The 26,576-nt window shown below is 34.7% G+C and carries 22 protein-coding genes; 16 read left to right on the top strand and 6 right to left on the bottom strand.

Annotated features, from left to right (window positions below; genetic code table 11):
- Positions 1-35: 35 nt before the first annotated feature.
- The 9 genes from NG806_RS17120 (at position 36) to NG806_RS17080 (ending at position 13,074) form a co-directional block, all read left to right on the top strand.
- Positions 36-2,294: a T9SS type B sorting domain-containing protein gene (locus NG806_RS17120; RefSeq protein WP_261510850.1), complete on the top strand. Its 2,259-nt coding sequence runs from the start codon at positions 36-38 to the stop codon at positions 2,292-2,294.
- 156 nt (positions 2,295-2,450) lie between these two features.
- Positions 2,451-4,448, top strand: coding sequence for a T9SS type B sorting domain-containing protein (locus NG806_RS17115; protein ID WP_261510848.1), 1,998 nt, complete (start codon positions 2,451-2,453; stop codon positions 4,446-4,448).
- Positions 4,449-4,573: 125 nt separating this feature from the next.
- Positions 4,574-5,200 carry an NAD(P)H-dependent oxidoreductase gene (locus NG806_RS17110; protein WP_214830648.1) on the top strand — a complete coding sequence of 209 codons (627 nt, stop codon included), beginning with the start codon at positions 4,574-4,576 and terminating at the stop codon, positions 5,198-5,200.
- Between the two features lie 29 nt (positions 5,201-5,229).
- On the top strand, positions 5,230-6,801 hold the full coding sequence (gene nadB / locus NG806_RS17105) for an L-aspartate oxidase (RefSeq protein ID WP_214830646.1): 1,572 nt from the start codon (positions 5,230-5,232) through the stop codon (positions 6,799-6,801).
- Positions 6,802-6,813: 12 nt separating this feature from the next.
- Positions 6,814-7,674, top strand: coding sequence for a carboxylating nicotinate-nucleotide diphosphorylase (gene nadC / locus NG806_RS17100; RefSeq protein ID WP_214830644.1), 861 nt, complete (start codon positions 6,814-6,816; stop codon positions 7,672-7,674).
- A gap of 209 nt (positions 7,675-7,883) precedes the next feature.
- Positions 7,884-10,478: a TonB-dependent receptor gene (locus NG806_RS17095; protein WP_214830636.1), complete on the top strand. Its 2,595-nt coding sequence runs from the start codon at positions 7,884-7,886 to the stop codon at positions 10,476-10,478.
- 91 nt (positions 10,479-10,569) lie between these two features.
- On the top strand, positions 10,570-11,001 hold the full coding sequence (locus NG806_RS17090; protein WP_214830634.1) for a hypothetical protein: 432 nt from the start codon (positions 10,570-10,572) through the stop codon (positions 10,999-11,001).
- A gap of 30 nt (positions 11,002-11,031) precedes the next feature.
- The gene (locus tag NG806_RS17085; RefSeq protein ID WP_214830632.1) at positions 11,032-12,024 is read left to right on the top strand and encodes an aspartate-semialdehyde dehydrogenase; all 993 of its coding nucleotides are present in this window, start codon (positions 11,032-11,034) and stop codon (positions 12,022-12,024) included.
- A 54-nt stretch (positions 12,025-12,078) separates the two neighbouring features.
- On the top strand, positions 12,079-13,074 hold the full coding sequence (locus tag NG806_RS17080) for a cation diffusion facilitator family transporter (protein WP_261510844.1): 996 nt from the start codon (positions 12,079-12,081) through the stop codon (positions 13,072-13,074).
- Between the two features lie 9 nt (positions 13,075-13,083).
- On the opposite strand, the gene NG806_RS17075 is transcribed toward NG806_RS17080, so the two are convergent.
- Together NG806_RS17075 and xrtF are read right to left on the bottom strand one after the other, a co-directional pair.
- Positions 13,084-13,518 (bottom strand): exosortase F system-associated membrane protein, encoded by a 435-nt coding sequence (locus NG806_RS17075; RefSeq protein ID WP_261510842.1) that lies wholly within the window; start codon positions 13,516-13,518, stop codon positions 13,084-13,086.
- On the bottom strand, positions 13,505-14,035 hold the full coding sequence (gene xrtF / locus NG806_RS17070; RefSeq protein ID WP_261510840.1) for an exosortase family protein XrtF: 531 nt from the start codon (positions 14,033-14,035) through the stop codon (positions 13,505-13,507). The genes NG806_RS17075 and xrtF overlap by 14 nt, the downstream gene beginning before the upstream one ends.
- Before the next feature lie 50 nt (positions 14,036-14,085).
- On the opposite strand from xrtF, the gene NG806_RS17065 reads away from it, so the two are divergent.
- From NG806_RS17065 to NG806_RS17045, 5 genes are all read left to right on the top strand, one after another.
- On the top strand, positions 14,086-15,108 hold the full coding sequence (locus NG806_RS17065; protein ID WP_261510838.1) for an aminoglycoside phosphotransferase family protein: 1,023 nt from the start codon (positions 14,086-14,088) through the stop codon (positions 15,106-15,108).
- A gap of 75 nt (positions 15,109-15,183) precedes the next feature.
- A complete protein-coding gene (locus NG806_RS17060) occupies positions 15,184-15,591 on the top strand; it encodes a RapZ C-terminal domain-containing protein (protein WP_214830615.1) in 408 nt (135 codons plus the stop codon).
- Between the two features lie 83 nt (positions 15,592-15,674).
- Entirely contained in the window at positions 15,675-16,388 is a 714-nt protein-coding gene (locus tag NG806_RS17055; protein WP_214830613.1) for a nucleotidyltransferase family protein, read from the top strand.
- A 6-nt stretch (positions 16,389-16,394) separates the two neighbouring features.
- Entirely contained in the window at positions 16,395-17,147 is a 753-nt protein-coding gene (locus NG806_RS17050; protein ID WP_214830611.1) for an LOG family protein, read from the top strand.
- Between the two features lie 58 nt (positions 17,148-17,205).
- A complete protein-coding gene (locus tag NG806_RS17045) occupies positions 17,206-17,676 on the top strand; it encodes a DUF6702 family protein (RefSeq protein WP_251040574.1) in 471 nt (156 codons plus the stop codon).
- A gap of 90 nt (positions 17,677-17,766) precedes the next feature.
- Here NG806_RS17045 and NG806_RS17040 read toward each other — a convergent pair whose 3' ends face one another.
- Both NG806_RS17040 and NG806_RS17035 read right to left on the bottom strand, forming a co-directional pair.
- Complete coding sequence (locus tag NG806_RS17040) at positions 17,767-19,065, bottom strand: DUF5689 domain-containing protein (RefSeq protein ID WP_261510834.1); 1,299 nt, start codon at positions 19,063-19,065, stop codon at positions 17,767-17,769.
- Between the two features lie 32 nt (positions 19,066-19,097).
- Positions 19,098-21,965 carry a carboxypeptidase regulatory-like domain-containing protein gene (locus NG806_RS17035; RefSeq protein ID WP_261510832.1) on the bottom strand — a complete coding sequence of 956 codons (2,868 nt, stop codon included), beginning with the start codon at positions 21,963-21,965 and terminating at the stop codon, positions 19,098-19,100.
- A 221-nt stretch (positions 21,966-22,186) separates the two neighbouring features.
- Here NG806_RS17035 and NG806_RS17030 point away from each other — a divergent pair, with 221 nt between their 5' ends.
- Positions 22,187-23,374: an endonuclease/exonuclease/phosphatase family protein gene (locus tag NG806_RS17030; RefSeq protein WP_261510830.1), complete on the top strand. Its 1,188-nt coding sequence runs from the start codon at positions 22,187-22,189 to the stop codon at positions 23,372-23,374.
- Between the two features lie 31 nt (positions 23,375-23,405).
- On the top strand, positions 23,406-23,828 hold the full coding sequence (locus tag NG806_RS17025) for a DUF6146 family protein (protein WP_261510828.1): 423 nt from the start codon (positions 23,406-23,408) through the stop codon (positions 23,826-23,828).
- A gap of 52 nt (positions 23,829-23,880) precedes the next feature.
- On the opposite strand, the gene NG806_RS17020 is transcribed toward NG806_RS17025, so the two are convergent.
- Together NG806_RS17020 and rho are read right to left on the bottom strand one after the other, a co-directional pair.
- Positions 23,881-24,477 carry a superoxide dismutase gene (locus tag NG806_RS17020; RefSeq protein WP_214830592.1) on the bottom strand — a complete coding sequence of 199 codons (597 nt, stop codon included), beginning with the start codon at positions 24,475-24,477 and terminating at the stop codon, positions 23,881-23,883.
- A gap of 177 nt (positions 24,478-24,654) precedes the next feature.
- A complete protein-coding gene (gene rho, locus NG806_RS17015) occupies positions 24,655-26,451 on the bottom strand; it encodes a transcription termination factor Rho (protein WP_261510825.1) in 1,797 nt (598 codons plus the stop codon).
- Between the last annotated feature and the right edge of the window lie 125 nt (positions 26,452-26,576).

Below are 26,576 nucleotides of genomic sequence, written 5' to 3'. Positions count from 1 at the left end.
TGGAAAAACAATAACACTTTACTCCACTCACCTCAATGAAAAAAACTTTACTCTTCTGCCTTCTTATCATCTTGATCAATCTGCCCAGTATTCTTTTCTCTCAGACATATCAACTTTCGGGTAACCCAGTAAATACTACAGGATGGGATCTTGTTTCAAGCGCAAATGTAAATACTGATTTTATACAACTTACCGCGGATCAAGGAAATCAATATGGTGCTATTAAACTAACCAACCCAATCAATCTGAGGTATTGTGACAAATGGAAGGTAGAATTCGATTTTAGGATCGACGGAAATGGGACTGCCCAATTCGGGAGAGGGGACGGCTTTACCTTTTGGTATCTGGCTAATCCTCCAACAGGATTTGTTTCAGGAGGCGGATTAGGAATCCCGGCTAATGCTTCAGGTTTAATGGTTGGGTTTGATATTTTTAACAACACCACAGAAGGACAAATGAGCAAGGTTCATATTTTGTATGGGACCAACAACTCTCTTAACAACAATATAGAATATAATAATACTGCAGGCAGTACATTCCACTCTCCTGATTTGAATCCCACACAGCCATTTGTCGGCGCAACCTACAAACATGTAGAAGTAAATGGTGAAACAGATCTCGCCAATCCTACCAACTGGCTTATTAAGGTAAGAATAGACGGGGTACTTATTGCAGATCAATCTTTTGCCCCATCTGGAGGTGCAATTGGAATGACTCAGGGATATTTCGGCTTTTCAGCAGCAACTGGAGGAGCAAGCGCGAGACATTCTATTAAAAATGCTAAAATTTTCGTAGATAAAGTGCCTATTTTACAAAGCACCATTACTCCTTTCGTATGCGTAAATCCTGCGACAGGAAACGGAACTGTAGATTTAACATCTTACAATTCTCAGTTCGTAAATAATCCGGCAAATTATATTTTTACTTATTATGTTCTGGGCAACTCGACACCTATTGCCAATCCAACAAGTTTTCAGTATACAGGAGCCACAACAATCACAGTTGTTGTTAAAGATCCTTCCTCCACATTATGCGATAATGGAGATGGAGTCATTCAACTGAACCCAACTCCTTTTGCAGCAGATGATGTTACCATAACAGGATGCAACAACAATAATGCAGGAACAGCTACATTTGATCTAACCACGGCTGCAGTTACAACTGTTCCGGGGGTCATAAAGCAATATTACCCGTCATTAGCAGACCTTAATGCCGGCACTAATGAAATTATGAATCCAACTGCTTATGCATCTCCTGTAGGATCTGTTTTTGTAAAAGTGACCACTCCACAGGGTTGTGTAGATGTTGCACAAATCACTCTAAACATCTATCCTGTTGTTGTTGTAAATGATACAACTCTTAGATCTTGTTTTCTGGAATCAAATCCATCTATGGCATCATTCAACCTCACAGCCGCAGCAGTGGCCACACAAGTTGGAATTTCTAAAAAATATTATCCATCTCTGACAGATGCCATAAATGGGACAAATGAAATCACAACACCCGCAGCATATATTGCTCCAAACGGAGTCATTTACATTAAAGTCACTAACGGAAACGGATGCTATGCTGTAGCCAAAGTCACACTAATTGTACTCGCTCCCGTATTGTCTACTGTCCTACAGGATAAAACAATTTGTATTGAAGACAAAACAACATTAGATGCAGGTCCTGGTTTTGCATCTTACTTATGGAGTACCGGGGCAACAACTCAGGCTATTACCAATGTAGGAGTAGGTGTTTATTGGGTTAAATTAAAAACAGGCGAATGTATTGCTACACAAACTGTAAAAGTTCATCCCGCAGAACAGCCGGTTATTACTAATGTAGATATTTCAACCACCACAATAACAATAAATGTAATTGGCGGAACTCCTCCGTATCAATATTCATTAGACAATATTATCTGGCAGAACTCCAATGTGTTTGCTAATCTACCTAGAGGAGAAAGCACTGTATTTGTAAAAGATGCCTATGATTGTGAACCGATCAATGTTACTGTAACAATTCCAAATATAATTAATGTGATTACTCCTAACGGAGATGGTATTAATGATGTAATTGATTATTCGGCATTAGCAAATAAACAAAACCTTGTGTTCAATATATTTGACAGGTATGGAGCTAAGATTCACCAAGGAGATAAGTCTACAAAATATAGATGGGATGGAACCATAGGTGGTAGAAAAGTTCCTACAGGAAGCTATTGGTACTCTGTTTCATGGAATGAAAATGACAAAAAGAATACTTCTATCAAGTATTCCGGTTGGGTTCTAGTAAAGAATAGAGATTAACTAAAATAGGTAATCAAGAGATAAAGAATCACTCCTTAAAACGGAAGTGATTCTTTTTATCAAATCAGATCCAAAGACGTATTTTGTATAAACTAAAACTAAAAATCTATTATTTATCATACTTAAAATATCTCAAAAACAAATAACCTAATAACAATGAAAAAAACTATACTTTTTTATTTCCTTCTTATTTTACTTTGTCTTCCAATACAGCTCATATCACAAACTTATCAGCTAGCAGGTAATCCCGTAAATACTACGGGATGGACAATGGTTGCTCCCACCGTTGTGAATACGGATTTTGTACAGCTTACGCCCGACACCAATGATAAATCAGGTTCTATAAGATTAAATGAGCCTATAAACTTAAAGTATTGTGACAAGTGGAGAGTAGAGTTCGATTTTAGAATGGACTCCAATCAAACTTATACCGGCGACGGTATCGCGTTTTGGTATCTGGCCAATCCACCAATCGCAAGCATCCTCGGTTCCGGGCTAGGTGTATCTCAAAATGCAATCGGTTTTATTACGGCTTTTGACACTTATAACAATGCTACAGGAAGCTCAGGAATGAGTAAAGTACATGTTGCCTATGGACAAGTTCAAAATACGACAGACACTAATAATGTCGAGTTTTATAATGTTCCGGGAAGCTCTTTTCACTCAGCAGATCTTAATTCAACACAACCATTTCAAGGAACAACTTACAAACATGTTGAAGTAAGCGGAGAGGTAGACCCCGCAGCTCCTGCCAACTGGATCGTAAAAATAACACTTGATGGTACATTAATCGTAAACCAATCCTTTGCACCTTCCGGAGCTGCAGCCGCAATGACTGTTGGGTATTTCGGTTTTTCAGCATCTACAGGAGGAGCAAGAGCCAGACACTCTATTAAAAATGTAAAAGTTTATGTTGATAAAATCCCTCTTTTACAAACTGCAATTACAAAATCGATTTGCCCAGATTTAGCTGGAATGGCAACTATTGATCTTACGACATTAAACTCACAGTTTACAACAACACCTACTAATTATACCTTTACATATTACATTACAGGAAGTGGAACACCAATTCCTAATCCCACAAATTTCCAATACACTTCAGATACCAATATTTCTGTCGTTATAAAAGACCCAACATCTGTATTATGCGACAATAATGACGCAACAGTAACTTTAAAAGTTGCTCCAATTGTCACTGTAAACGATACCACTTTAAGATCCTGTTTCCTTGAGGCAAATCCCTCAACAGCATTATTTAATCTTACGACCGCTATTGTAACAGGAACTCCGGGAGTATTGACTAAAAAATATTATCCATCTCTAGCAGATGCTCAAAACGGAACAAACGAAATAGCCACTCCAACTGCTTATATTGCACCAAACGGAGTCGTGTATATCAGAGTCACCAACTCAAACGGGTGTTACGCAGTGGCTAAAGTCACTCTAATTGTACTAGCTCCCGTACTTTCTACTGTTCTAAAAGACAAAATAATTTGTATAGAGGATAAAACTACTTTGGATGCAGGTCCAGGTTTTGCATCTTATCTTTGGAGCACAGGAGCAACAACACAGGCTATTACCAATATAGGAGTAGGTGTTTATTGGGTTAAACTAAAAACAGGAGAATGTGTTGCCACTCAAAACGTAAAAGTATATCCTGCTGAACAACCAGTTATTACCAATGTAGATATTTCAAGCAGCACGATCACAGTAAATGCCATTGGTGGAACTCCTCCATATCAATACTCATTAGACAATATCAACTGGCAAGATTCTAATGTGTTCACTAGCTTACCAAGAGGGGAATGTAACCTATTTGTAAAAGATGCCTATGATTGTGAACCAATCGACATTACCATAACTATTCCTAATTTAATTAATGTAATTACTCCTAATGGAGATGGAGTAAATGATGTAATAGATTATTCAGCCCTTGCTGGTAAACAAAATCTGGTATTTAGCATCTACGATAGATATGGTGCTAAAATCCATCAGGGTGACAAATCTAATAAATACACTTGGGACGGAACTATTGGCGGTAGAAAGGTTTCCACAGGAAGCTACTGGTTTTCTGTAACATGGAATGAAAATGACAAAAAGAACACGCCTCTAAAATATTCCGGTTGGATATTGGTGAAGAATAGAGAATAATATAAACATTCATTCATATCAAAAGGGTTGCTTCAAAAATGGAGCAATCCTTTTTTTGTGTTATTTATAAACAGATAATTCATAACAACTCCATTTTATTCATATTCAATTCTTAAATTTGTCCTATGAATTATTTGGAAGCTTTAAGCAGAAGATATTCTGTAAAAAAATTCAATAAAGAGATTATACCTCAGGAAACACTTCACAATATTCTTGAGTCAGGAAAACTGTCTGCAAGTTCTTTGGGGCTGCAACCTTATAAAATCTTAGTTGTTGAAAGCGAGGAAATGAAACAAAAACTAATTCCGGCTTTTTATAATCCATCTCAAATTTCTACATGCTCTCATCTCATTGTTATTATTTCAAAAAAAACAATTGACGAAAGCTACATCCGGGGCTATTTCAATCACATTTCTGAAGTAAGAGATATTCCTTTAGAAAACCTAAATCTTTTTAAAAATAGTATAAGCCAGCACGTTAATCAAAAAAACCAGGATGAAATTTTCAACTGGGCAGAAAAGCAATCGTATATCGTTTTAGCAAATTTAATGTATGCAGCAGCTATTGAAAATATAGACACCTGCCCAATGGAAGGTTTTCGTGAAGATTTAATTGAAAAAATCCTGGATATAAACCCGGAAACAGAAAAAGTAACTGTTACACTGGCAATTGGCTACCGTTCTGAAGAAGATCTCTTTCAGCACATGAAAAAAGTAAGGAAACCAAACGAAAAATTGTTTAAATTTATTTAATGATTAGACCATTGTCTTAAAGCAAGCATATGATAAAAGCGGATGTATTAATAATTGGTTCCGGAATCTCGGGACTTTCTTATGCCATTAAAGTTTCTGAACAACTTCCTGATGCCAAGATAATCATAGTAACAAAGTCCGATGAGGATGAAAGCAACACTAAATATGCACAAGGCGGCTTAGCTGTGGTTACAGATTTCAAAAAAGACAATTTCGACAAACACATTGAAGATACTATGCGCGCCGGTGACGGTGAAAGTAAACGTGATGTTGTTGAAATGGTCGTAAAAGAAGCTCCTAAAAGATTCAATGAAATTGTAGAATGGGGTGCAAAATTCGACATGAAAAATGGTGAGTTTGCACTAGGTAGAGAAGGCGGACATACGGAAAACAGAATTGTTCACCATAAAGACATTACCGGTTTTGAAATTGAAAGAGCCCTTTTACAAACGGCCAAAAACAGCCCAAATATTGAGATATTAGATCATCATTATGTCATTGATATCATCACACAACATCATGTTCCGGGAAAAGAATTAAATGAAGGTGACATCCATTGTTATGGTGCATATATTTTGGATGAAAAATCCAAAGCCATTAAAAAGATCACTTCAAAAATAACACTTGTGGCAACAGGAGGTGCAGGACATGTTTATAAAAACACAACCAACCCAACCATTGCAACTGGTGACGGGATTGCTTTTGTTGCACGAGCGAAAGGAAATGTTTCTAATATGCAGTATTACCAATTCCATCCAACAGCATTGTATAGCAAAATTGATGGAATGCTTTTCTTAATTTCTGAAGCCGTTCGGGGAGATGGGGCTAAACTTAGAACCAAGAGAGGGGAAAAATTCATGCACAAATATGACGAACGTGAAGAACTTGCATCAAGAGATATCGTAGCCAGAGCCATTGATAACGAAATGAAAATCTCCGGTGATGAATATGTAGGCCTAGACTGCAGAGAAATGAATAAAGAAAAATTCCTGGATCATTTCCCCAACATTTATAAAAAATGCAGAGAAGAAGCCATCGATCCTTTTACACAACTCATCCCGGTTGTTCCCGCTTGCCATTACTTGATGGGCGGAATTGAAGTCGACAAAGACGGACAATCATCAATCAATAATTTATTTGCAGTCGGAGAATGTACCAATTCAGGGTTACATGGAGCCAACAGACTAGCTTCCAACTCTTTACTTGAAGGTCTCGTTTTTGGACATAATGCAGCAATTAAAACAGTAGAATTGTTGAATAAAAATAATTTCAATTTTGATGACTTAAAAGCTGTACCGGAATGGAATGAAGAAGGAATGAAAATTATCGATGAAATGGTCATCGTTAGTTATCTTAGAAAACAGCTTCAGGAAATGATGAGTGATTTAGTAGGTATCGTAAGAAGCAACAGACGTCTGAAGATGGCACTGCAAAAACATCATGAAATAGCAGCTGCTGTTGACGAGATCTACCACTACTCTATTCTTTCTCCTCAATTATCAGAACTAAGAAACTTAACAACCGTTGCCTACCTCATCATTACCCAATCTATGGAAATGACAGAGAACAAAGGAGCATTTTACAATAAAGATTTAGCTTAAAAAGCATACCATATGAAAAAGCCAAACTACGTAACAGATAAGGCACTTAAAACTTTTATAAAATCAGCTCTTGAAGAGGATATTCAGGACGGGGATCACTCCACGTTATCCACAATTCCCAAAGATCTTAAACAAAGTGCCAAACTTTTAGTAAAGCAAAATTGTATTCTTGCTGGGGTTGAATTAGCCGAAATTATCTTTAAGACTTTCGATAAAAATTTAAAAGTAGAGACTTTTATCAAAGATGGAGAGGCAGCCAAAGTAGGCGATGTTGCCTTTATTGTTACTGGAAGTGCTCAATCTATACTTTCTACGGAACGACTCATCTTAAACTGCATGCAGAGAATGAGTGGAATTGCAACACTTACTCACGAATGGGATTCAAGATTAGTGGGTACTAAAACCAAATTATTAGATACCAGAAAAACAACTCCCAATTTTAGAATTTGTGAAAAATGGGCTGTTTCTATTGGCGGAGGTACCAATCATCGATATGGCCTTTATGATATGATCATGCTGAAAGACAATCACATTGATTATAATGGCAGCATTACCAATGCCGTAAAAATGGCTAAAGATTATATCAAAAAAAATAAGAAAAAGCTTAAAATTGAGGTTGAAACCAGAAATTTAGATGAAGTTCAGGAAGCAATTAAAGCAAAAGTAGACAGAATCATGCTTGATAATATGGATGTAAAAATGATGAAACAAGCCGTAGATATGATTAATGGTTCTTGCGAATCTGAAGCATCAGGAGGAATCACCAGAGATGAACTTAAAGAAATCGCAACTACAGGTGTGACCTACATCTCTGCAGGAGCCCTTACTCACTCCGCTGAGAACATTGATTTAAGCCTCAAAGCCGTGAAGTAACGTTGTATTTTTAACAAAAATAAGCATGCTTTTTTACATATTATGCAATGCATTTTTTTAACACAAAAACACTGCTTTTAGTTAAAATACTACTAATCAACACGTTAATAATTCTTAATATTAGTTAAAAATTAACATTGAGTTAATATTGGTTAAATTTTATTTATCGACTTTTGCATAAAATTTAAATCTAACTATTACTAACGATTATGAAATTAATCAACAAATCGATACTGACTGTAGTAATTACATTGTCTACAGCTAGTGTTTATTACGCTCAAGAAACACAGGACACAATCAAAAGGTCTAAAGACATTGAGGAGGTAATTTTACAAGGTGTAACCGATATCGCTAAAGATAGAAAGACACCTGTTGCAGCTTCTACTATTAAAGCAGCACAAATTATCGAAAGATTAGGTAACCAAGAACTTACTGAGATTTTAAACACTACACCTTCTGTGTATGCTACTAAATCAGGAGGAGGTTTTGGAGACGGAGGTATTGTGATGAGAGGTTTTGAATCTCGAAATATCGCTGTAATGGTAAACGGTATGCCTGTAAATGATATGGAGGGTGGTACAGTGTACTATTCTAACTGGACAGGCTTATCTGATGTTACAAGTTTCATCCAAACTCAAAGAGGTTTAGGCTCATCTAAATTAGGAATTGCTTCTGTTGGAGGAACAATTAACTTTATTACCCGTTCAGCAGATATGAAGAAAGGTGGTGTAATAAGATTGGGCGTTGGTAATAACGATTACTTAAAAACATCATTTGCTTACAATACAGGAAAATTAAACAACGGATGGTCTTCATCATTCTTAATAAGCAGAACTGCTGGTAGCACTTATATTCAAAATACAGATTTTGAATCTTATGCATATTATTTTGCTTTAGGTTGGGAGCCAAGCAAAAAGCATAACTTCCAATTTATGATTACGTCATCTCCTCAATGGCATGATCAGAGATCTTTCGCACCTTCTATTTCAGACTATATTAAGTATAATCCGGATAAGGATGGAAAACCAGACAGAACTTATAACTCAGACTGGGGATACTATACAAACGCTGAAGGCAGAAAAGTTGCACTTGCCAATAGATCTAATTATTATTCAAAACCAGTACTTATGTTTAACTGGGATTGGACAATGAGTGAAAAATCCAAGTTAAGTACTGTTGCCTACATGTCTAACGGTAGAGGTGGAGGAACTGCAGATATTGGTAGAGTAAACAATAAAACAATTAACGGTACTGATGCAAATGGCCAGCCATATTTTAGAGACGCACAAGGTCTATACAATTATGACCAAATTTTTAAAGAAAATGCTGCTATCGACGTAAATGCTGCTGGAAATGGAGCAACTTTAATTCGTAGATCAAGTATCAATTCTCACAACTGGTATGGTATTTTAGCAAACTTCCAACACAAGATCAATGATAACTGGAATTTCTCAGTTGGAACAGATAACAGATATTATTATGGATACCATTATCAGGTTGCTTCTGATTTATATGGAGCAAGCGGCTATAAGGATAACACTAATAAAAACATTGCCCCTAATGTCATTAATCAGACTTATGATTACCAAAAGTTGGTTTGGAACCCATTTGGAGGAAGCCAAGTTCCTCTAGAGAACAGATTAGCTTTCAGTAATGATGGTGAAGTTCTTTGGTACAGTGGATTTGGTCAGGTTGAATATACCAATGATAAAATATCTGCCTTCTTACAAGGGTCAGTTTCAAACCAAGGTTATCAAAGAATTGATGAGTTTGTAATTGATGGCGTTACAAAACAAAGAGATCAGATCGTTAATAGAAAGACTGGATTCAAAAACTTATTTGGATACAATGTTAAGGGAGGACTTAACTATAACATCAACGAAAATCACAATGTGTTTGGAAACATTGGTTACTATAGTAAGCAACCTTTCATGAATGCAGTTTATCCAAGTAATCAGCAGGTTGTTAACCCTCAGTTAACTAACGAGAAAATATTCTCTGCAGAAGTTGGATACGGATTCAGATCTTCTAAATTTAATGCTAATGTTAACATTTATAGAACAGAATGGAAAGACAGAGCATTAAGAAGAAATATTACGGTTCCAAACGTAACAGATGCTTATGCAGAAATGAATGGCATTACAGAAATCCACCAAGGTATTGAAGTTGATGCAAACTATAAACTTAATAATTTTGTAGAGTTTAACGGAATGTTCTCTTGGGGAGATTATTATTACAAAGGAAATGCAACCGGATCAACATTCGATGGAAACAACCAACCTTTGACAGTTGCAGGAGATTCAAATGTAACAACACTTTACATCGATAAGGTTAAAGTAGGAGGATCAAGCAACAACAGTATTCCACAAATGACAGCGTCATTAGGAGCTACTATTAAACCTGTAAAAGACTTGAGTATTTATGGAGGTTGGAGATTCGTTGGTAAATTATATTCTTCTATTGATATTGCTACATTCTCAAATATTGCTAATCAAGACAGAGGAGTATTACAATTACCTGATTATAACCTAACAGATATTGGTATATCATACAAAATTAGATTAAGAGATAACAGCCAGTATTTTACAGTGGGAGCAAACATTTATAATTTATTTGATACTACTTATATTGCCGATGGTGCTACAAACACTTTTGGTAGTGATAAAATTACTGCTAATAACGATCCTGACAAAGGGAAAACTTATGAACAAGCAGGTAGAATGTATAAAGGTATAGCTGATGGAAACCGTGTATATTTTGGTTTCGGAAGAACTTGGTCCGCAACATTATCTTTCAACTTCTAATAATACAATTTTAGATTTTATAAATATCAATCCCAGCTTTGGCTGGGATTTTTTGTTATCTTTGTGATCAGAAAAATAGAAAAAATAGGATATGGATTTTTACAAGATTTTACTTAGTGCCCATAAAGGATTTGGGTATCTGGAGCTTCTTTTAGTAGCATTATTTATTATTGCACTTTTAGGAACCATGTTTGGTTTCAGTGGGAAAGTGAATAAATTTTTGAAGAAGATTACCCTCTTCACGATGATTTTCTTTCATGTTCAGTTTTTAATTGGGATCATTATGCTGATCACTAATTTTACAAAAGGATTGGATATGGGATCAGTAATGAAAAATGCAGACCTAAGGTTCCAGTATGTAGAACATCCATTTTCTATGCTAATTGCTGCAGTATTGATGACGATCATCAATAAAAAAGTAAAATCCAATGATACCATTTCTTTAGGAATTGTCATTATGGGATTAATTGCAGTTGGTTTATTTGCATTCGCGTTCCCTTGGACAAGAGTCTTTGGGGCATAATATATTAACTTAAACATTGTAATCATTAAGATGAAAGTAGCTGTAGTAGGTTCAACAGGAATGGTTGGACAAGTTATGCTTAAAGTATTGGAGGAGAGAAACTTTCCTATCACAGAATTAATTCCGGTCGCTTCGGAAAGATCTATTGGTAAGAAGGTGAAGTATAAACAGGAAGAGTATACGATTGTAAGCATTAATGACGCTATAGCTGCCAAACCTGATATTGCAATTTTCTCAGCCGGAGGTTCTACATCGCTTGAGTTTGCACCAAAATTTGCAGAAGCCGGAATAACGGTAATTGATAATTCTTCAGCATGGAGAATGGATCCTACAAAAAAACTTGTAGTTCCGGAGATTAATGCAAATGTATTAACTGCTGAAGATAAGATTATTGCTAATCCAAATTGTTCTACGATTCAGTTGGTGATGGTTTTAGGACCACTTAACAAAAAATATGACCTTAAAAGAGTTGTTGTCTCTACTTACCAGTCTGTAACAGGAACTGGAAAAGCAGCGGTTGATCAATTGAATGCTGAAATCAATGGTGATAATTCGGTAGCGAAAGTATATCCTTACCAGATCTTTAAAAATGCTTTACCGCATTGCGACGTTTTCAGTGATGATGATTATACTAAAGAAGAAATTAAATTAATGAAAGAGCCTAAGAAAATTCTAGGTGATGATACATTTAATTTAACAGCAACTGCAGTAAGAGTTCCCGTTCAGGGAGGACATTCTGAAAGTGTAAATATCGAATTTGAAAACGAATTTGAACTTGACGAGGTAAGAAAAATCTTATCTGAAACCCCAGGAGTTATTGTAATAGACGATGTTAAAAACAACCTCTATCCAATGCCTTTAGATTCTGAGGGAAAAGATGAGGTCTTTGTTGGAAGAATACGGCGAGATCTTTCTCAGCCGAAAACGCTCAATCTCTGGATTGTAGCTGATAATCTGCGAAAAGGAGCTGCAACGAACGCAGTACAGATTGCAGAATACCTGGTAGCAAACAACTTAGTATAAACTAACAAAATAAAAAAGAGTCTCAAAATTGAGATTCTTTTTTTTATCAAACTTATGAACATTCAGAGTACGAATAAAAATAAAATAGGTTTTCAGAAGTGGATTGCAACTTTTGGAATAATCTTATTTATCGGAAAAATTATCGCCTGGAAACTCACCAATTCAGATGCCGTATTTTCTGATGCCATGGAAAGCATCGTTAATGTAATCAGTGCATTTATGGGACTGTATTCTTTACATCTTGCTGCCAAACCCAAGGACGAAGATCATCCTTATGGGCACGGAAAGGTAGAATTTGTAACCTCGGGTATAGAAGGAGCTTTGATCGCTATTGCAGGGATTATGATCATCTATGAGGGTGTCAATAGTCTGATCGTCGGAAAGATACTTAACAAATTAGATTGGGGGATTGCTATTATAGCAGCTACCGCCGTGGTTAATTATTTATTGGGTTATATTTCCATAAAAAAAGGGGAAACTGATAATTCACTGGTACTCATATCCTCAGGAAAACACCTCCAATCTGATACAATTACGACACTTGGTGTCGTGCTCAGTTTAATTGTCGTCTACTTTACTAAAATATATTGGCTGGATTCTGTCGTAGCACTTATTTTTGGAGGGTACATCATCTTCGTAGGGTATAAAATTGTTCGAAAGTCACTAAGTGGAATTATGGACGAACAGGATCCTGAAATATTAATCCAAATTGTTCAGATACTCGAAAATAACAGAAAAACTGAATGGATAGATATTCACAATATGAAAATACAACAGTTTGGATCTTCTCTTCATATTGATGCACATATTACGCTTCCCTGGTATTACAGCCTTCGTGATGCTCACAAAGAAATGGAAAATGTAATTATTCTTTTAGCTAAAAATATGAAGCGTACTATCGAATTTAATTTTCATATGGATGATTGTAAGACCATTTCATGTCCCATATGCCAGATTATGGATTGCCCGGTCCGTGAAAGAGAATTCGTAAAAAGAATAGAATGGACAACCGGTAACATTATACTTGAAATCAAACACACCGTAAAATAAAAATTTTTACTAGCCTCCCTGTACCATCTGTTTTTTATAATAAAACATTGGAACGATTAAAAGTATTGCCAAAGGCTGAATCACAAACCGTCTCATATAGAAAGAAAAAAGATAACCTATTTCAAATTTATTGTAAATACAATACAGATAAATAGGAAAAGTAATCAGGAAAATTATCATTATCAATATACCTCCCTGCATTGTCCATGTTTTATCTTTAAATAAAAAATGAATAATTAAACAAGAGAAAAGTAAGTTTAAAATAAATCTGAATACATATCCCAGAATTAACTGCCCCCATTCAAAAGAAGGAAATATCATACTTTTATCAGCTTCATGAAAATAACCCAGGAATGGGTCATAAAACAATTTGTCCTCAAGTATTCGCACACTTATAAGACCACAGATTCCGATTATTACTAAAAACCAATTAAGAATTTTCATTTTTTAAAGCAAAGAATTTAATCCATATAAGCCAAAGTACAACTACTGTCCCATAAATAATGGCAGGAAAAAGAAAATCATGAGCAATTCTCTCATATTGTTTAAAGTCACTTACAACAATATTTAGGCCTACAATTCGTAGAATATTCATTATATAAAGCAAAAAAAGGCCAATAAATGCAAAAATAAAAGTTTTGAGGCCTTTATAAAAAGCAAAAACAAAAGAAATAAATAGGATCATAACTGAAATAGCATTACATCCTTCTACCATTCTTGTCACATAAACTTTTTTCACATAAAACCAGACCTGTTCTTTTGAAACATCATTATACAACTGTGTAGGATAGTGTAAAGCATTTTGGATCCAGCTTACTTGTTCCGCAATTATTCGTGAAAAAGGGTCTAGTCCGGATTCTTTAAAACTATTCAGGTAAAACTGATAACAAAAAAGCAGCACCAGATAGATGATGATGAACCTCAACAGAATACTTAAAACTGGTTTAAAATCCTTTAGCATGATGCAAAGATAAAAATTAGACTGTAATTTAGTATATTTGTTTCCATATTATGACTTCTGAAAACGCACAACGATTTTTTGAAAACTATATAGGTGAAAAATCTTCTGAGTTCGTCACATTGGCTCAAAGCGGATCCGCGAGGGTGAATTTTTGGGCAAAAGCAGACAACAAAAAATACATTATTACTTATAATGAGAATATCCAGGAGAACGAAAGTTTCTTCTATTATTCAACAGTTTTTTCCAAACTAACCCTTAATACTCCTACTATTTTTGCTATTTCCGAAGATCGGAAAATGTACATTCAGGAATTTTTAGGTGAAAATACCTTATCTGAAATCATTTCAAATGAGGGCTTATCGGAAAAAGTAAAATCTTTGGTAAAGCAAACACTAGAAAAACTTTTCCAGTTACAGAAACAGACACAAGGAAAAATTGACTTTAGTAAAACATTTGAATATGAAAGCTACGATGAACTTCCGGTCATTCATGATCTGTATTATTTCAAGAACTTTATTGCTGATGTCTTGGAACTCGAATATCATAAATCAACCTTACTAAAGGAATTTAAGAAAATTTCAATTCGTATTGAAAATCTTGAGCCACAGGGAATAATGATCAGAGACTTTCAGTCAAGAAATATCATGATAAACGAAAATAACAATGTTTCTTTTATCGACTATCAGTCCGCTATGAAAGGGCCTTTAATGTATGATGTAATTTCTTTTCTTTTTCAGGCTAAAGCCAATTTCCCTGAAGATTTAAAAAATGAGATGCTAGAGTTCTATATTGCTCAGTTTGAAAATAAAGAAACAGAACACCAACTAAAAGACTCGGTAAAGCCGCTTCAAATGATGAGATTCCTTCAGGTTCTGGGTGCCTATGGTTTTAGAGGGCTTATTCAAAGAAAAAAACATTTTATATCAAGTATAGAACAGGGTATTGAAAATATAATACAGTTTGCTGAAAAATGGGACCATATGAAAGAGTATCCTGAACTAAAAAAAGTAATACAACAATTAGCTCTTGATAAAACGAAGTCAAAAATTAATGAGATCTTAAACGATAAATAGATTCTCTCCTATTTTAAAGCTTCCTAATCCTTAATTAAGTTTAATAAGCCTTTGGTTTAAAAATAAAAAATAAAAATGCTACACATAGATATACACAGCTTCTCATATAAAAAAGGAGGAATACCAAAAGATGATTCTGGAAATGGGGGTGGTTTCACTTTTGATTGCAGGGGAATTTTAAATCCTGGAAGAATTGAAGAATATAAAACCCAGACAGGCAATGATATCGGGGTTCAGGAATTTCTGGAGAGCGAAACTGAAATGCCAAAATTTTTAGAACTGGTAAAAAGTATTATATCCATTAATATCGACAATTATCTTTCAAGAGGATTTGAAAATCTTCAGGTAAACTTCGGATGCACTGGTGGACAGCATAGATCGGTATATTCTGCAATAAAAATAGCTGAATATATCAAGCAAAAGTATCCGGAAGGAACAGAAATAAGCCTACATCATGATGAGCAGCATCATCTTAATTCGTAAGCGATAAGCGATAAATTATAAATGATTAATTTACACACTGCTTATTTTATCAATGATCATTCATCATCTATCAACAATAACAAATGAAAGCTTTAATTTTTGCAGCCGGAAAAGGAACACGTCTAAAGCCTTTTACAGACCATCATCCAAAAGCGTTGGTTAAGGTAAATGAGGTTCCACTATTAGAAAGAAATATCAAATATCTTAAAAGTTTCGGGATCAACGATTTTGTCATAAATATTCATCATTTTGGAGATCAGATTGTTGATTTTTTAAAGGAAAACAACAATTTTAATTGCAAAATTGAAATCTCTGATGAAAGGGAGGAATTGCTTGAAACCGGCGGTGGTTTAATTTTTGCTAGAAAACTCCTTGATCATGGAGAAGATTTTCTGATCATGAATGCGGATATTCTTACTGATATAAATATTACTGATCTTGTTACCTATCACAAAAAGATAAAAGATTTTGCTACTTTAGCCGTCTCGGACAGAGAAAGTTCGAGAAAGCTTCTTTTCAATGATGATTTGGTACTAAGAGGGTGGTTAAATGTACAAACCGGAGAACAAAGGCTTGCAGAATTCAATAAAGGATTTAAGGCATTAGCTTTTAGTGGTGTCCATTGCATTAACCCCTCTATCTTTGAGAAAATAAAAAGAAAGGGCAAGTTTTCTGTTATGGAAGAATATCTGGATCTTATGCACACAGAAAAAATCCATGGTTATGTACACGACTGTCTTTTGATAGATGTTGGAAGACCGGAATCTGTAATAGAAGCTGAAAAACACTTTAAATAATTTGAAATGGAAATTAATGAAACCAGGGATGAAAGTTTAGTAAATCCAGAACTTGATATAAACGAAACAAAACTACAAAATAGCCTAAGGCAAAAAACCTGGGATGAGATCATTACAAAAGACAGTTGGATGGTTTTTAAGGTAATGGCTGAGTTTGTGGATGGTTATGAAAAATTGGCAAAAATTGGACCTTGTGTCTCTATTTTTGGATCTGCAAGATTGAAGCCGGACAGCAAATACTATGAAATGGCTGTAGAAATTGCAGAAAAAATAACCAAAATAGGCTTTGGTATTATTACAGGTGGAGGCCCCGGGATTATGGAAGCAGGAAATAAAGGTGCTTTTAATGCTGAAGGAAAATCTATTGGTTTAAATATCGACCTCCCTTTTGAACAACATTTCAATCCTTATATCAATAAATCCTATTCAATGAATTTCGATTACTTTTTCGTGAGAAAAGTAATGTTTGTAAAATATTCTCAGGGATTCGTTGTAATGCCTGGAGGATTTGGGACCCTTGATGAACTTACAGAAGCGATTACCCTTATTCAAACTAACAAAATCGGAAGATTCCCTATCGTATTGGTTGGTTCTGAATTCTGGAATGGTTTACTGGAATGGTTCAAAGCAACTTTATTAAAAGAAGGAATGATTGCTGAAGATGATCTGGATCTTTATAGAGTGGTAGATACTGCTGATGAAGCTGTAGCGCACATTAAAGCATTTTATGACAAGTATGCTGTAAATGTCAATTTCTAATTGGCATATTATTTGTGACTTATAAATAACAATTATGATTGTAAATCTATTAATTAAGATGAAAAAACTTTTATATATATCAGGAATTTTAACATGTTTTGTGTTAATGAGTTTTATGTATGTAGACTTTTTCTCCTCAATGACAAAAGTTGATTATATTGATGGAAGCAAAACATTGAAGTTCACCACAAAAATGAATACAAGTCATATTTCTGATGCTATTAAAATAAATCCCAATACAGCAGGATTTGAAGCAGAAGTAAAAAAATATGTAAATAATAATTTTGATGTGTACGTCAACGGTTCGCCTAAAACAATAACATTTACCGGAAGTCAAGTAAGCGGAGAAACTGTATGGGTATATTTTGAGACTGGCGGTGTTTCAGATATCAATACCTTAAAGATTAAAAATACAATACTTCTAAGTGCCTTTCCAAAGCAGAGTAACATCGTTACTATTTCTTATAAAGGAAGTCAGAAAGTAATGAATTTCCAACGTGGAAAAGAAGTAAACGAAGTATCTTTCTAAAAAAGAATCAATTTAAATAATAAAGCCACTACACCTGTAGTGGCTTTTCAGTTGGTGTAGTATAATACAAAAGTCTGTTTATAATTTCTTTTAATTCCCAACTACTCTTATATTATCCAGTTGCCATATTGCAGAAGCGGAAACCGCAGAGGTATATTTAAAGCCAATAATAATATCCTTATTCAAATAAGCATTCAGATTAATATTGCCGGAATAAGTCCAGGTGTTAAACAAATTAGCATCCTGATCAAATACAGCAGATAGTGGTTCCCACAGCGTTGTTGCAGGATTTCCTGTATAATTTTTAGTCACAAAAACTTCCAGTGGGTTACCATTATTTTTAACATCAGTATCGAAAGATAAAAAAGCGGAAGAAAACCCTTGCAAAGAAATGGGTTTTGAGATCAACCAATCTTCGTTATCTTTATTTAAACCATTCATTACCACACATGGTTTTGGGTTTCCAAACTGCTGAATATTCCAGATCTCAGCTCCTTGGATACTTATATTGAACCAATCATCTAGGTTTCCATCAAAACCTTCAAAGAAAAATCTTTTCCCTATAAAATTAACATCATTTAAATTTCGTATTTGCATCCGCCAGGAAGAATTATAGCGGTTTATAACAAACGTAAGGCTCCCTTTTCCTTCCGGAATCGACGTTGCTCCAAATGTAAAAAACCCCGCGTTTCTTAATATTGTAGAGTTTCCATTGGTATCCACAATACTTCTATCTGTATCAACTCCAGAACCCGCTACATAATTAACATAGCTTTTCCCTAATTCAGAAGCTGCAAACTGAACATTAGGTACTTTAACCAATATATTCAAATAATCAGTCTTCTGAGCTTGTTTCAGGTCTGCCAGTTCTAAAGGTTTTATAACTTCAATATCCAAACTTGACCCATTACATACACCACAAATATATTTACTGAATAAAGTACCAGGTATTCTTCCTATTGCATACGTTGGATCTACTGAGCCAATCTTCACCACGCCTCTATCAGTTCCTAATCTTAATCCTTTTGCATTAATTCTGATATGTGCTCCTACAGGAAAATCGGCATAATTACCTGCTTTATCAATTTCAATTTGTAGTCCTGCAGTAGGGTTTTCAGATTTATCCTGAAAAGAAATTGTTTTATAGAAATTTCCGTTTTCATCAGAAGAGATCACATAACCGTCAAAAATCTGATCCGTATTAATTAAAATAAAACCATTTGCCGGAGCCTGTGCTTTGAAATCTGCCATTGTCATTGTGGGAGCAGAAAACTTATTTGTACATCTGATTGGAGGGGTATCCCAATCATCTTTTTGTACACAAGAACTAAGAGAAACTGTAGCAAAGACAATTCCTGTTATTAAACTAAAATATTTTTTTCTATTCATTTTGTTGTTTTAAAAATAGTTAATGATAAGTGCTAAAATCTAAATTGCAGGTTAACAAAATAAGATCTTCCCTGAGTATACCAGTATTTTGGTCCGAACAAAGTAAATTCTCTGTCATTATCTTGCATAAAATTTGAGAATTTAGCATTTCTTGTTTGTTCAAAACCTCCAGTAATATATCTTTTGTTATTCATAATATTATTTACTGAGGCCGAAAGCAAAACATAATACTTCCTGATAGACCACGATTTACCAGCATTCGCATTAAAGAAAAATGAAGATGGTAATTTATTCGGCTTTAATACCCTTCTTAATTCAGATGTTGTCAGGTTATAATAAGGAGTTGAAGAATTATTATTTTGGACAAATGATTCTGTTCTTATTAATGCCGAAGGATCCAGATAACTATCATCAAAATAGTTCCAGTTGCCCCCAAACCACCAGTATTTAGGTGAATTATATTTAAACCCAAAGGAATAGGCTTGTTGTGGGGTACCTCCCTGTCGATAATTTTTAATGTATGCTTTTCCTACGTTCATATAAGAAAGACCGTTGGAAAAAACACCTGCTGCATCTGAAGCGAAGTAAGTGACAGGATCATTCTGATAAGTGAACTGTCCATAACTTATTAGTCCCTGTAAAGATAAGGTTGGAGTAATTTTAGCATCAATCCCTAGCTCTACACCTAAATTTCTTTTTTTCACATCAGTCATTATCTGGGTTATAAAAGCGCTCTGCACTGATGTCTCATTTCCCTGATCATCAATATTATTTAATTGAATACCATCTGCAAAGAATCTTTGTACTGTTGTTTCATTACTTGTATCAACTAAATACCCACTTAGCCTTAGTTTCAGAAATGGAGAAGACATGACATAGCTAAGGTCATTTGCCCTTATAACCATGTTCTTGATATTGGGAGCTGTCGAGCTATTTACCCTCGGATTTATGAACAGATCTTCAAGAGAAGGCGCCTGAGAATAATAAGCTCCATTATATATAAAAAAATTCCTTCCATTTAATTTATAAATGGCTTGCCCCTTCAAACCATAATTCCAGAAGTTGTAATCTGCACTCTTTCCTTTAGAATCTTTATACAAATAATGATTGAACAACCCTTCCCTGCTTGAAGTTGAATATCCTGCAAGAGCTGTAACAAATAAATCAAATTTCCCAGCTATAAATTTCAATCCAGGATTTACCTTTATCTCTTGCCTTCTGAAGATATAATTGTATGTCATTCTGTCTCCAATCTGTTTGGTAACATTCTCTTCGCCTTCATTAAATAAACCAGATTTTCCGGGCTGGTTGGTTGCCGCAAAAGGATCCCGGTTTAAAACAAAATCAGCACCCATGAGATCCTTTACTTGTCTGTATAATTCGGAACGATAGTTCTGATATGATACATTAAGTAAAAACTTGGTTGTCTCATTAAAATTGCGGACGAAATGAGTAGATACATTAAAGATTTTATCATCACTCACATCATTAACAAGATAATATAAAGCTCTTTTACCAGTTCGTCCATAATAGTTTTCAATAGGTTGTTGCTTGTTTCTCCTGTAAAGATTATCCCAATTCAATTGAGTAACACTTGTATCTCCGGAAGTCCAAGTAGCTAAAGAGGTCTGATATGCATCCTGTACACTAGTCGGTACTTCACCAGAACCAGTAGGAACTGAAGCGTTAGGATTCAAAGAATTATAATAACTGGGTAGATTTCTATAATAAGTAGGTGAAGGATTCTGCACATTCTGCCAGTCTAACCGGGAGCCCTTATCTTTTCCAAACTGATAGGAAACAGAAGTCCAAAGACTTGATTTTTTATCAATTTTCCAAAAGTCCTGGATCTGGAATATTGGTTGAAAACCTTTTCTAATCCGCTCACTCCTCTGTTTACCATCTTGATATCCCCAATAAGAATTGTAATGAACTCCTCTGTAATTATATACTTCTTGTGTGCTAGGGCTTGCAGTAGATCTCCGGTAAGGAGCTCCGATAAAATTAAATGTTATGCTATGTTTGTCGTTAATTCTTTTTTCAATCCCTAAATAAGCAGAATATGCATTATAAAAAGTTCCCTCTTGAATCCCTTCTTCAGCCCATCTCCTGGCACCCATTACTGTAAATGCCCAGCCTTTTTTATTCATTCCCGAGCTGTAACGCAAAGATGTTCGGTTTCTGTAATTCCTATTGGTTAAAGACTGAGTAAACTGGAAGCCCTTCCTATATTCACCTGCTTTCGTATTTTTATAAATCACAGAACTATTCCCTCCATAGGCATATTCGGATGGTGCATGATTTGCAGAAATTTCAGGATATCTTGTAATCTCATTCAAGCCACCCCAGTTTCCGAAATCTACATTTCCGTTATCCAACTTGATCATCGAAACTCCATTCAGCATAATCTCTCCAGTTCTTCCATCTATTCCTCTTGGTCGGAACCAGTAAAATCCTAAGTCAAATGCTGCAATTCTACTAAAAACATCCATAGAGGATTGAAGTAGTCCTACGGTAGAGGTCTGATTGTTGCCATCATCGTCATTATTGCTGTCTATAATAGCCAGGCCCTGATCCAAATTAGCAAGCTTAGAATATAGGGTAATGATTCCTAAATCCTTCCTTTTTTCGTCATCCGTGATATCGAACTCCATTACTTTGATTTCGTAATTGGATTTCGTCATTACAATTTGATAATGTCCCGACTGTAAATCGACAAATTGGAAATATCCAATCTGATCTGCCGTTGCATCATTTTCGCTCCCTTGCAAATCTACTTCTACCCTTTCAATGGGTTTTCCATCATCATCCTTTAGATACCCGAACACTGTAGTTTGAGCAAAATAATGAGATATGGGAAGTAAAGTAAACAAAGAGACTAATGATAGTTTTTTCATCATAAGTGTATGTTTTTTTCTTGTTTTGCTCTCATTTTCTATTCTTTAAAAAAATGGGCATCTATAAATTTAACAAAATTTACAATCTAAATACTATGTAAAATTGTTTTATATTACCAATATAAGATCTCAGCAAAAACACAAAAAAAATCGAATTGATCATTTTAAACTTTAAATACAAAACCGGTTTAAAAAATAATGACAACCAATTAATTTTACATATGATGAAAAAAAATTTAAGCTTTTTAATTATTCTTTTTTCAATAATAATTTTTGCACAGCAAGGGAATATTAGAAAAGTTGTAGCTATAGGTTTCCTAAATGTAGAGAATCTTATGGATACAATTAGATCTGCTGACTACATAGATGGGACGAAATCAATTAGTAATCCTGCCTTTCACAGAAGTATTCCTTTTGATTCGATTAAATTTTTAACCGTAGAAAAATACGACGGACAATGGAATGACACCTTATTAAAAGGAAAGAAGGTTGTAAAATACCAAATAAGCTCTGAAGAATTTACACCAAATAGTTCTAAAAACTATAACACCCAGATTTATAAGACTAAACTTGCAAATGAAGCAAAAGTAATTTCTGAGCTCGGATCTCAATATACAAAAACAGCACCTGCAATAGTGGGTCTCATAGAAATCGAAAACAGACAAGTGATAGAAGATCTCATAAAAGAACCAGCGTTAGCCAAATATGATTACGGGATTATTCATTACAATTCTTACGATTATCGGGGAATTGATGTTGCCTTGATCTATCAAAAAAGAAGATTTACCATTACAAATTCTTTAAAAAAGGAACTGAAAATTTTTAACGAAAATGGGAAAAGGGAGTATACGAGGGACATTTTAGTGGTAACAGGCTTTTTGGATAATGAAAAAGTTGCTTTCTTCATGAATCACTGGCCTTCTAGGAGAGGAGGTGAAGCGATCTCTCTGCCTAAAAGAAATGCTGCCGCACTCCTTTTAAAACAACAGATGGATAGTGTAAGGACAGCAGATCCTTCTACGAAACTTTTCGCAATGGGAGATTTTAATGATGACCCTGTCAGTTCAAGTTTAAAAAACCATCTAAAGGCCGTAGGAAAACTCAAAGATCTTAACGAAAGCACACCATATTTAAATCTTATGTTCCCTTTATATAAAAAAGGAGTTGCTTCTTTGGCTTATAGGGATGTACCTAATCTATTTGATCAGATCATTGTGTCAAAAAATCTAATTTCTGCTCAGCTAACCAAAGAATATTCAGTTTACAGAACTGAAGTTTATGCTCCGGCTTATCTTATTAATAAAGAGGGAAATTACAAGGGCTATCCTTTCAGATCGTGGAATGGAGATCAATTCACAGGAGGCTACAGTGATCATTTTCCTGCATTTGTCATTCTGCAAAAAGAACTATAATGTAAATGGCTTTTTATGTAACTTTATGAGTATGAAAAATTTAATCCTTTTATTGCTAATATTTTGTCTTCCTTTTAGCTGTTCTTCACAAGATAAATCTAAGACTGACAAAGAAAAGTCTGAAATAAAACCATCAAAGAATGACGATGGGGAATGGGATATTGATGTATTAGATACCCAGTATGATTATTTTTTAAGCGCTATTGCAAAACCAATGAATCAATATTCGGAGTCTTATTTGAAATCTAGAAATATAAATCTGGTAAGTGAGTGGAATTCCTACTTCAGTTCTGGAAAATATAGAAATGTAATTGAATCATCAATTAGCTATGATCCACGAGAAAATTACGGATTAAAGTTTGAATATAAATTGTATCAGGTTTTTGCCTACGTCAACTGGAAATATGGACTAAGAATGAATGGACTTAGTGGCAGTGATGTCACACGATTTTAATAAAAAAGGTTCAGAAAATTCTGAACCTTTTTTATTTTATAATAATTGAAAATTATTTATTGAATAATTCTTCAACTTTATCCCAGTTTACTACACTGAAGAATGCTGAAACATAATCAGGTCTTCTGTTTTGATAGTTTAAATAATAAGCATGCTCCCAAACATCTAATCCTAAAACAGGAGTTCCTTTAACATCTGCAACAGGCATTAGTGGGTTGTCTTGATTTGGTGTAGAAGATACAGAAACCGATCCGTCTCCGTTTTTAATCAACCAAGCCCATCCAGAACCAAATCTTGTTTTAGCAGCATCAGAAAAATCAGTTTTAAATTTCTCAAGACCACCATAATTATCAATTGCAGCCTTTACATTTCCTACAGGTTCTTTGCTTCCGCCAGGTGTTAAAATCTCCCAGAATAAAGAGTGGTTAAAATGACCACCTCCATTATTTCTTACTGCAGGCTTATCAGTCCCTGTTTGGCAGATTTCTTCAATTGTTTTTCCAGCAAGCTCAGTTCCTTCAATTGCTTTATTTAAATTATCTATATAAGCTTGGTGGTGCTTTGTATAGTGAATTTCCATAGTTTTTGCATCAATAGTTGGCTCTAATGCATCATATGCATATCCTAGTTTTGGTAATTCAAATGACATATTTTTTATTTTTAATGTTATATTTCAAAGTTAGCCAATAATTGACCGATTATCAAAAATAGCGGATTATTTTAATAAATCTTTAACATTGACAGATTAGATTCAAATAGTACTATTTGAAAGTAAAAAGCACAGATTTTAAAATCTGTGCTTTTTATTTAACAATATTAAATTAATCTATCTATTCATAGACATCAGGAATTCTTCATTATTAAGAGTTCCTTTGATATTTTTATTCACGAATTCCATAGCTTCCACAGGATTCATTTCAGAAAGATACTTTCTAAAGATCCACATTCTCTGAGAAGTTACTTCATCAAGAAGTAAATCATCTCTTCTTGTGCTTGAAGATACCAAATCAATTGCTGGATAAATTCTTCGGTTCGCTATTTTTCGATCTAATTGAAGTTCCATGTTACCTGTACCTTTAAATTCTTCAAAGATAACTTCATCCATTTTTGAACCAGTATCAATAAGAGCTGTAGCAATGATAGTCAAAGAACCTCCGTTTTCAATTTTTCTAGCCGCTCCAAAGAATCTTTTCGGCTTGTGTAAAGCGTTAGCATCCACCCCTCCTGAAAGAACTTTTCCTGAAGCTGGTGTAACGGTATTATATGCTCTTGCTAATCTTGTAATTGAGTCTAATAAAATGACCACATCGTGTCCGCATTCAACCATTCTCTGAGCTTTAGCTAACACAAGGTTGGCCACCTTTACATGCTTTTCTGCCGCTTCATCAAATGTAGAAGCAATTACTTCTGCATTTACACTTCTTTCCATATCCGTAACCTCCTCAGGACGCTCATCGATAAGGAGAACCATCATATACACTTCCGGGTGATTGGCAGCGATGGAATTAGCAATATCTTTAAGCAACATTGTTTTACCCGTTTTAGGCTGTGCAACAATCATTGCTCTCTGTCCTTTCCCAATTGGTGCAAATAGATCTACAATTCTTGTGGAAATAGTAGAATTGCTACCTGTAAGATTAAATTTCTCTTCAGGGAAAAGAGGTGTTAAATATTCAAAAGCAACACGGTCTTTAATAAATGCTAAATCACGACCATTAACTTCCGTTGGTTTTAATAATGAGAAATACTTCTCACCTTCTTTTGGAAGTCTTACAATACCTTTTACAGTATCCCCTGTTTTTAATCCAAAATTTCTGATCTGTGCCGTTGAAACATACACATCATCAGGAGAAGAAATATAACTAAAATCTGAAGAACGCAAGAATCCGTAATTATCTGGTAAAATCTCTAGAACTCCTTCGATACTAACCATTCCATCAAAATGGAATTCTTTTTTAGATTCGTGGTGCTCTTCCTTATCAGAATGTCTGTTTTGATTCGGGTTCTGGTTCTGGTTTTGATTTTTGTGAGGATTTCCACTGTTTTGTGGATGATTGTGTGTTTTTTGAGGTCTTGCCTGATGTTGAGGATTATTAGGCTTTTCTTCTGTTGAAACAGGCTCTTGAGTTTCTGTATTTCCAGGAATTTCTGTTTTTTCCTGAACAGCAGTTTCTGTTGTATTGTTATTAGGAAGTACTCTTTTCCTTTTTTTCTTTGCCTGGGATGAAGCAGAATTTTCTTCTGTTGCCGAAGATGTAACTTCTTCCTGTTTTGGTGTTTCAGAGACAACTTGTTTTTCTTCTATTTTATCATCAGCAATTGGTGTTGTTTCTGTTGGTGCTGTAACCTCCGTTTTAGGTTTTGCTGTCCTCTTAGGGGCAGCTTTCTTGGCAGGAGCAGGAGCCTTAATTTCTTTCTCCACCGCTTTATCTTCAGCAGTTATACTGGTTTCTGTGGTGTTGAAATAATCTTTTGTAACTTTAGGGTTAGAAGCTTGAAAATCAAGAACAGCAAAAATTTTATCATTTTCAGTGCTGTTTCTTGCAACTTTAACGCCCAAATCTCTTAAGATTTTAGTCAATTCCGTTACGGATTTTGACCTTAACGTTTCAATGTTAAACATATGTATGTAAAAATGTAATTAATTGTGAGTAAGAAAAGTAAGTCCGGCGACTTTTGTTTTCAAGTACATTGTATAATGCAAATCTACACTTATTTTTGAATTGTGCAAAATTTATGTTATTTTTG

The organism is Chryseobacterium paludis, from assembly GCF_025403485.1.
GTDB classification, from domain to species: Bacteria; Bacteroidota; Bacteroidia; order Flavobacteriales; family Weeksellaceae; genus Chryseobacterium; species Chryseobacterium paludis.
This window is presented reverse-complemented; position numbering and strand designations above follow the sequence as displayed.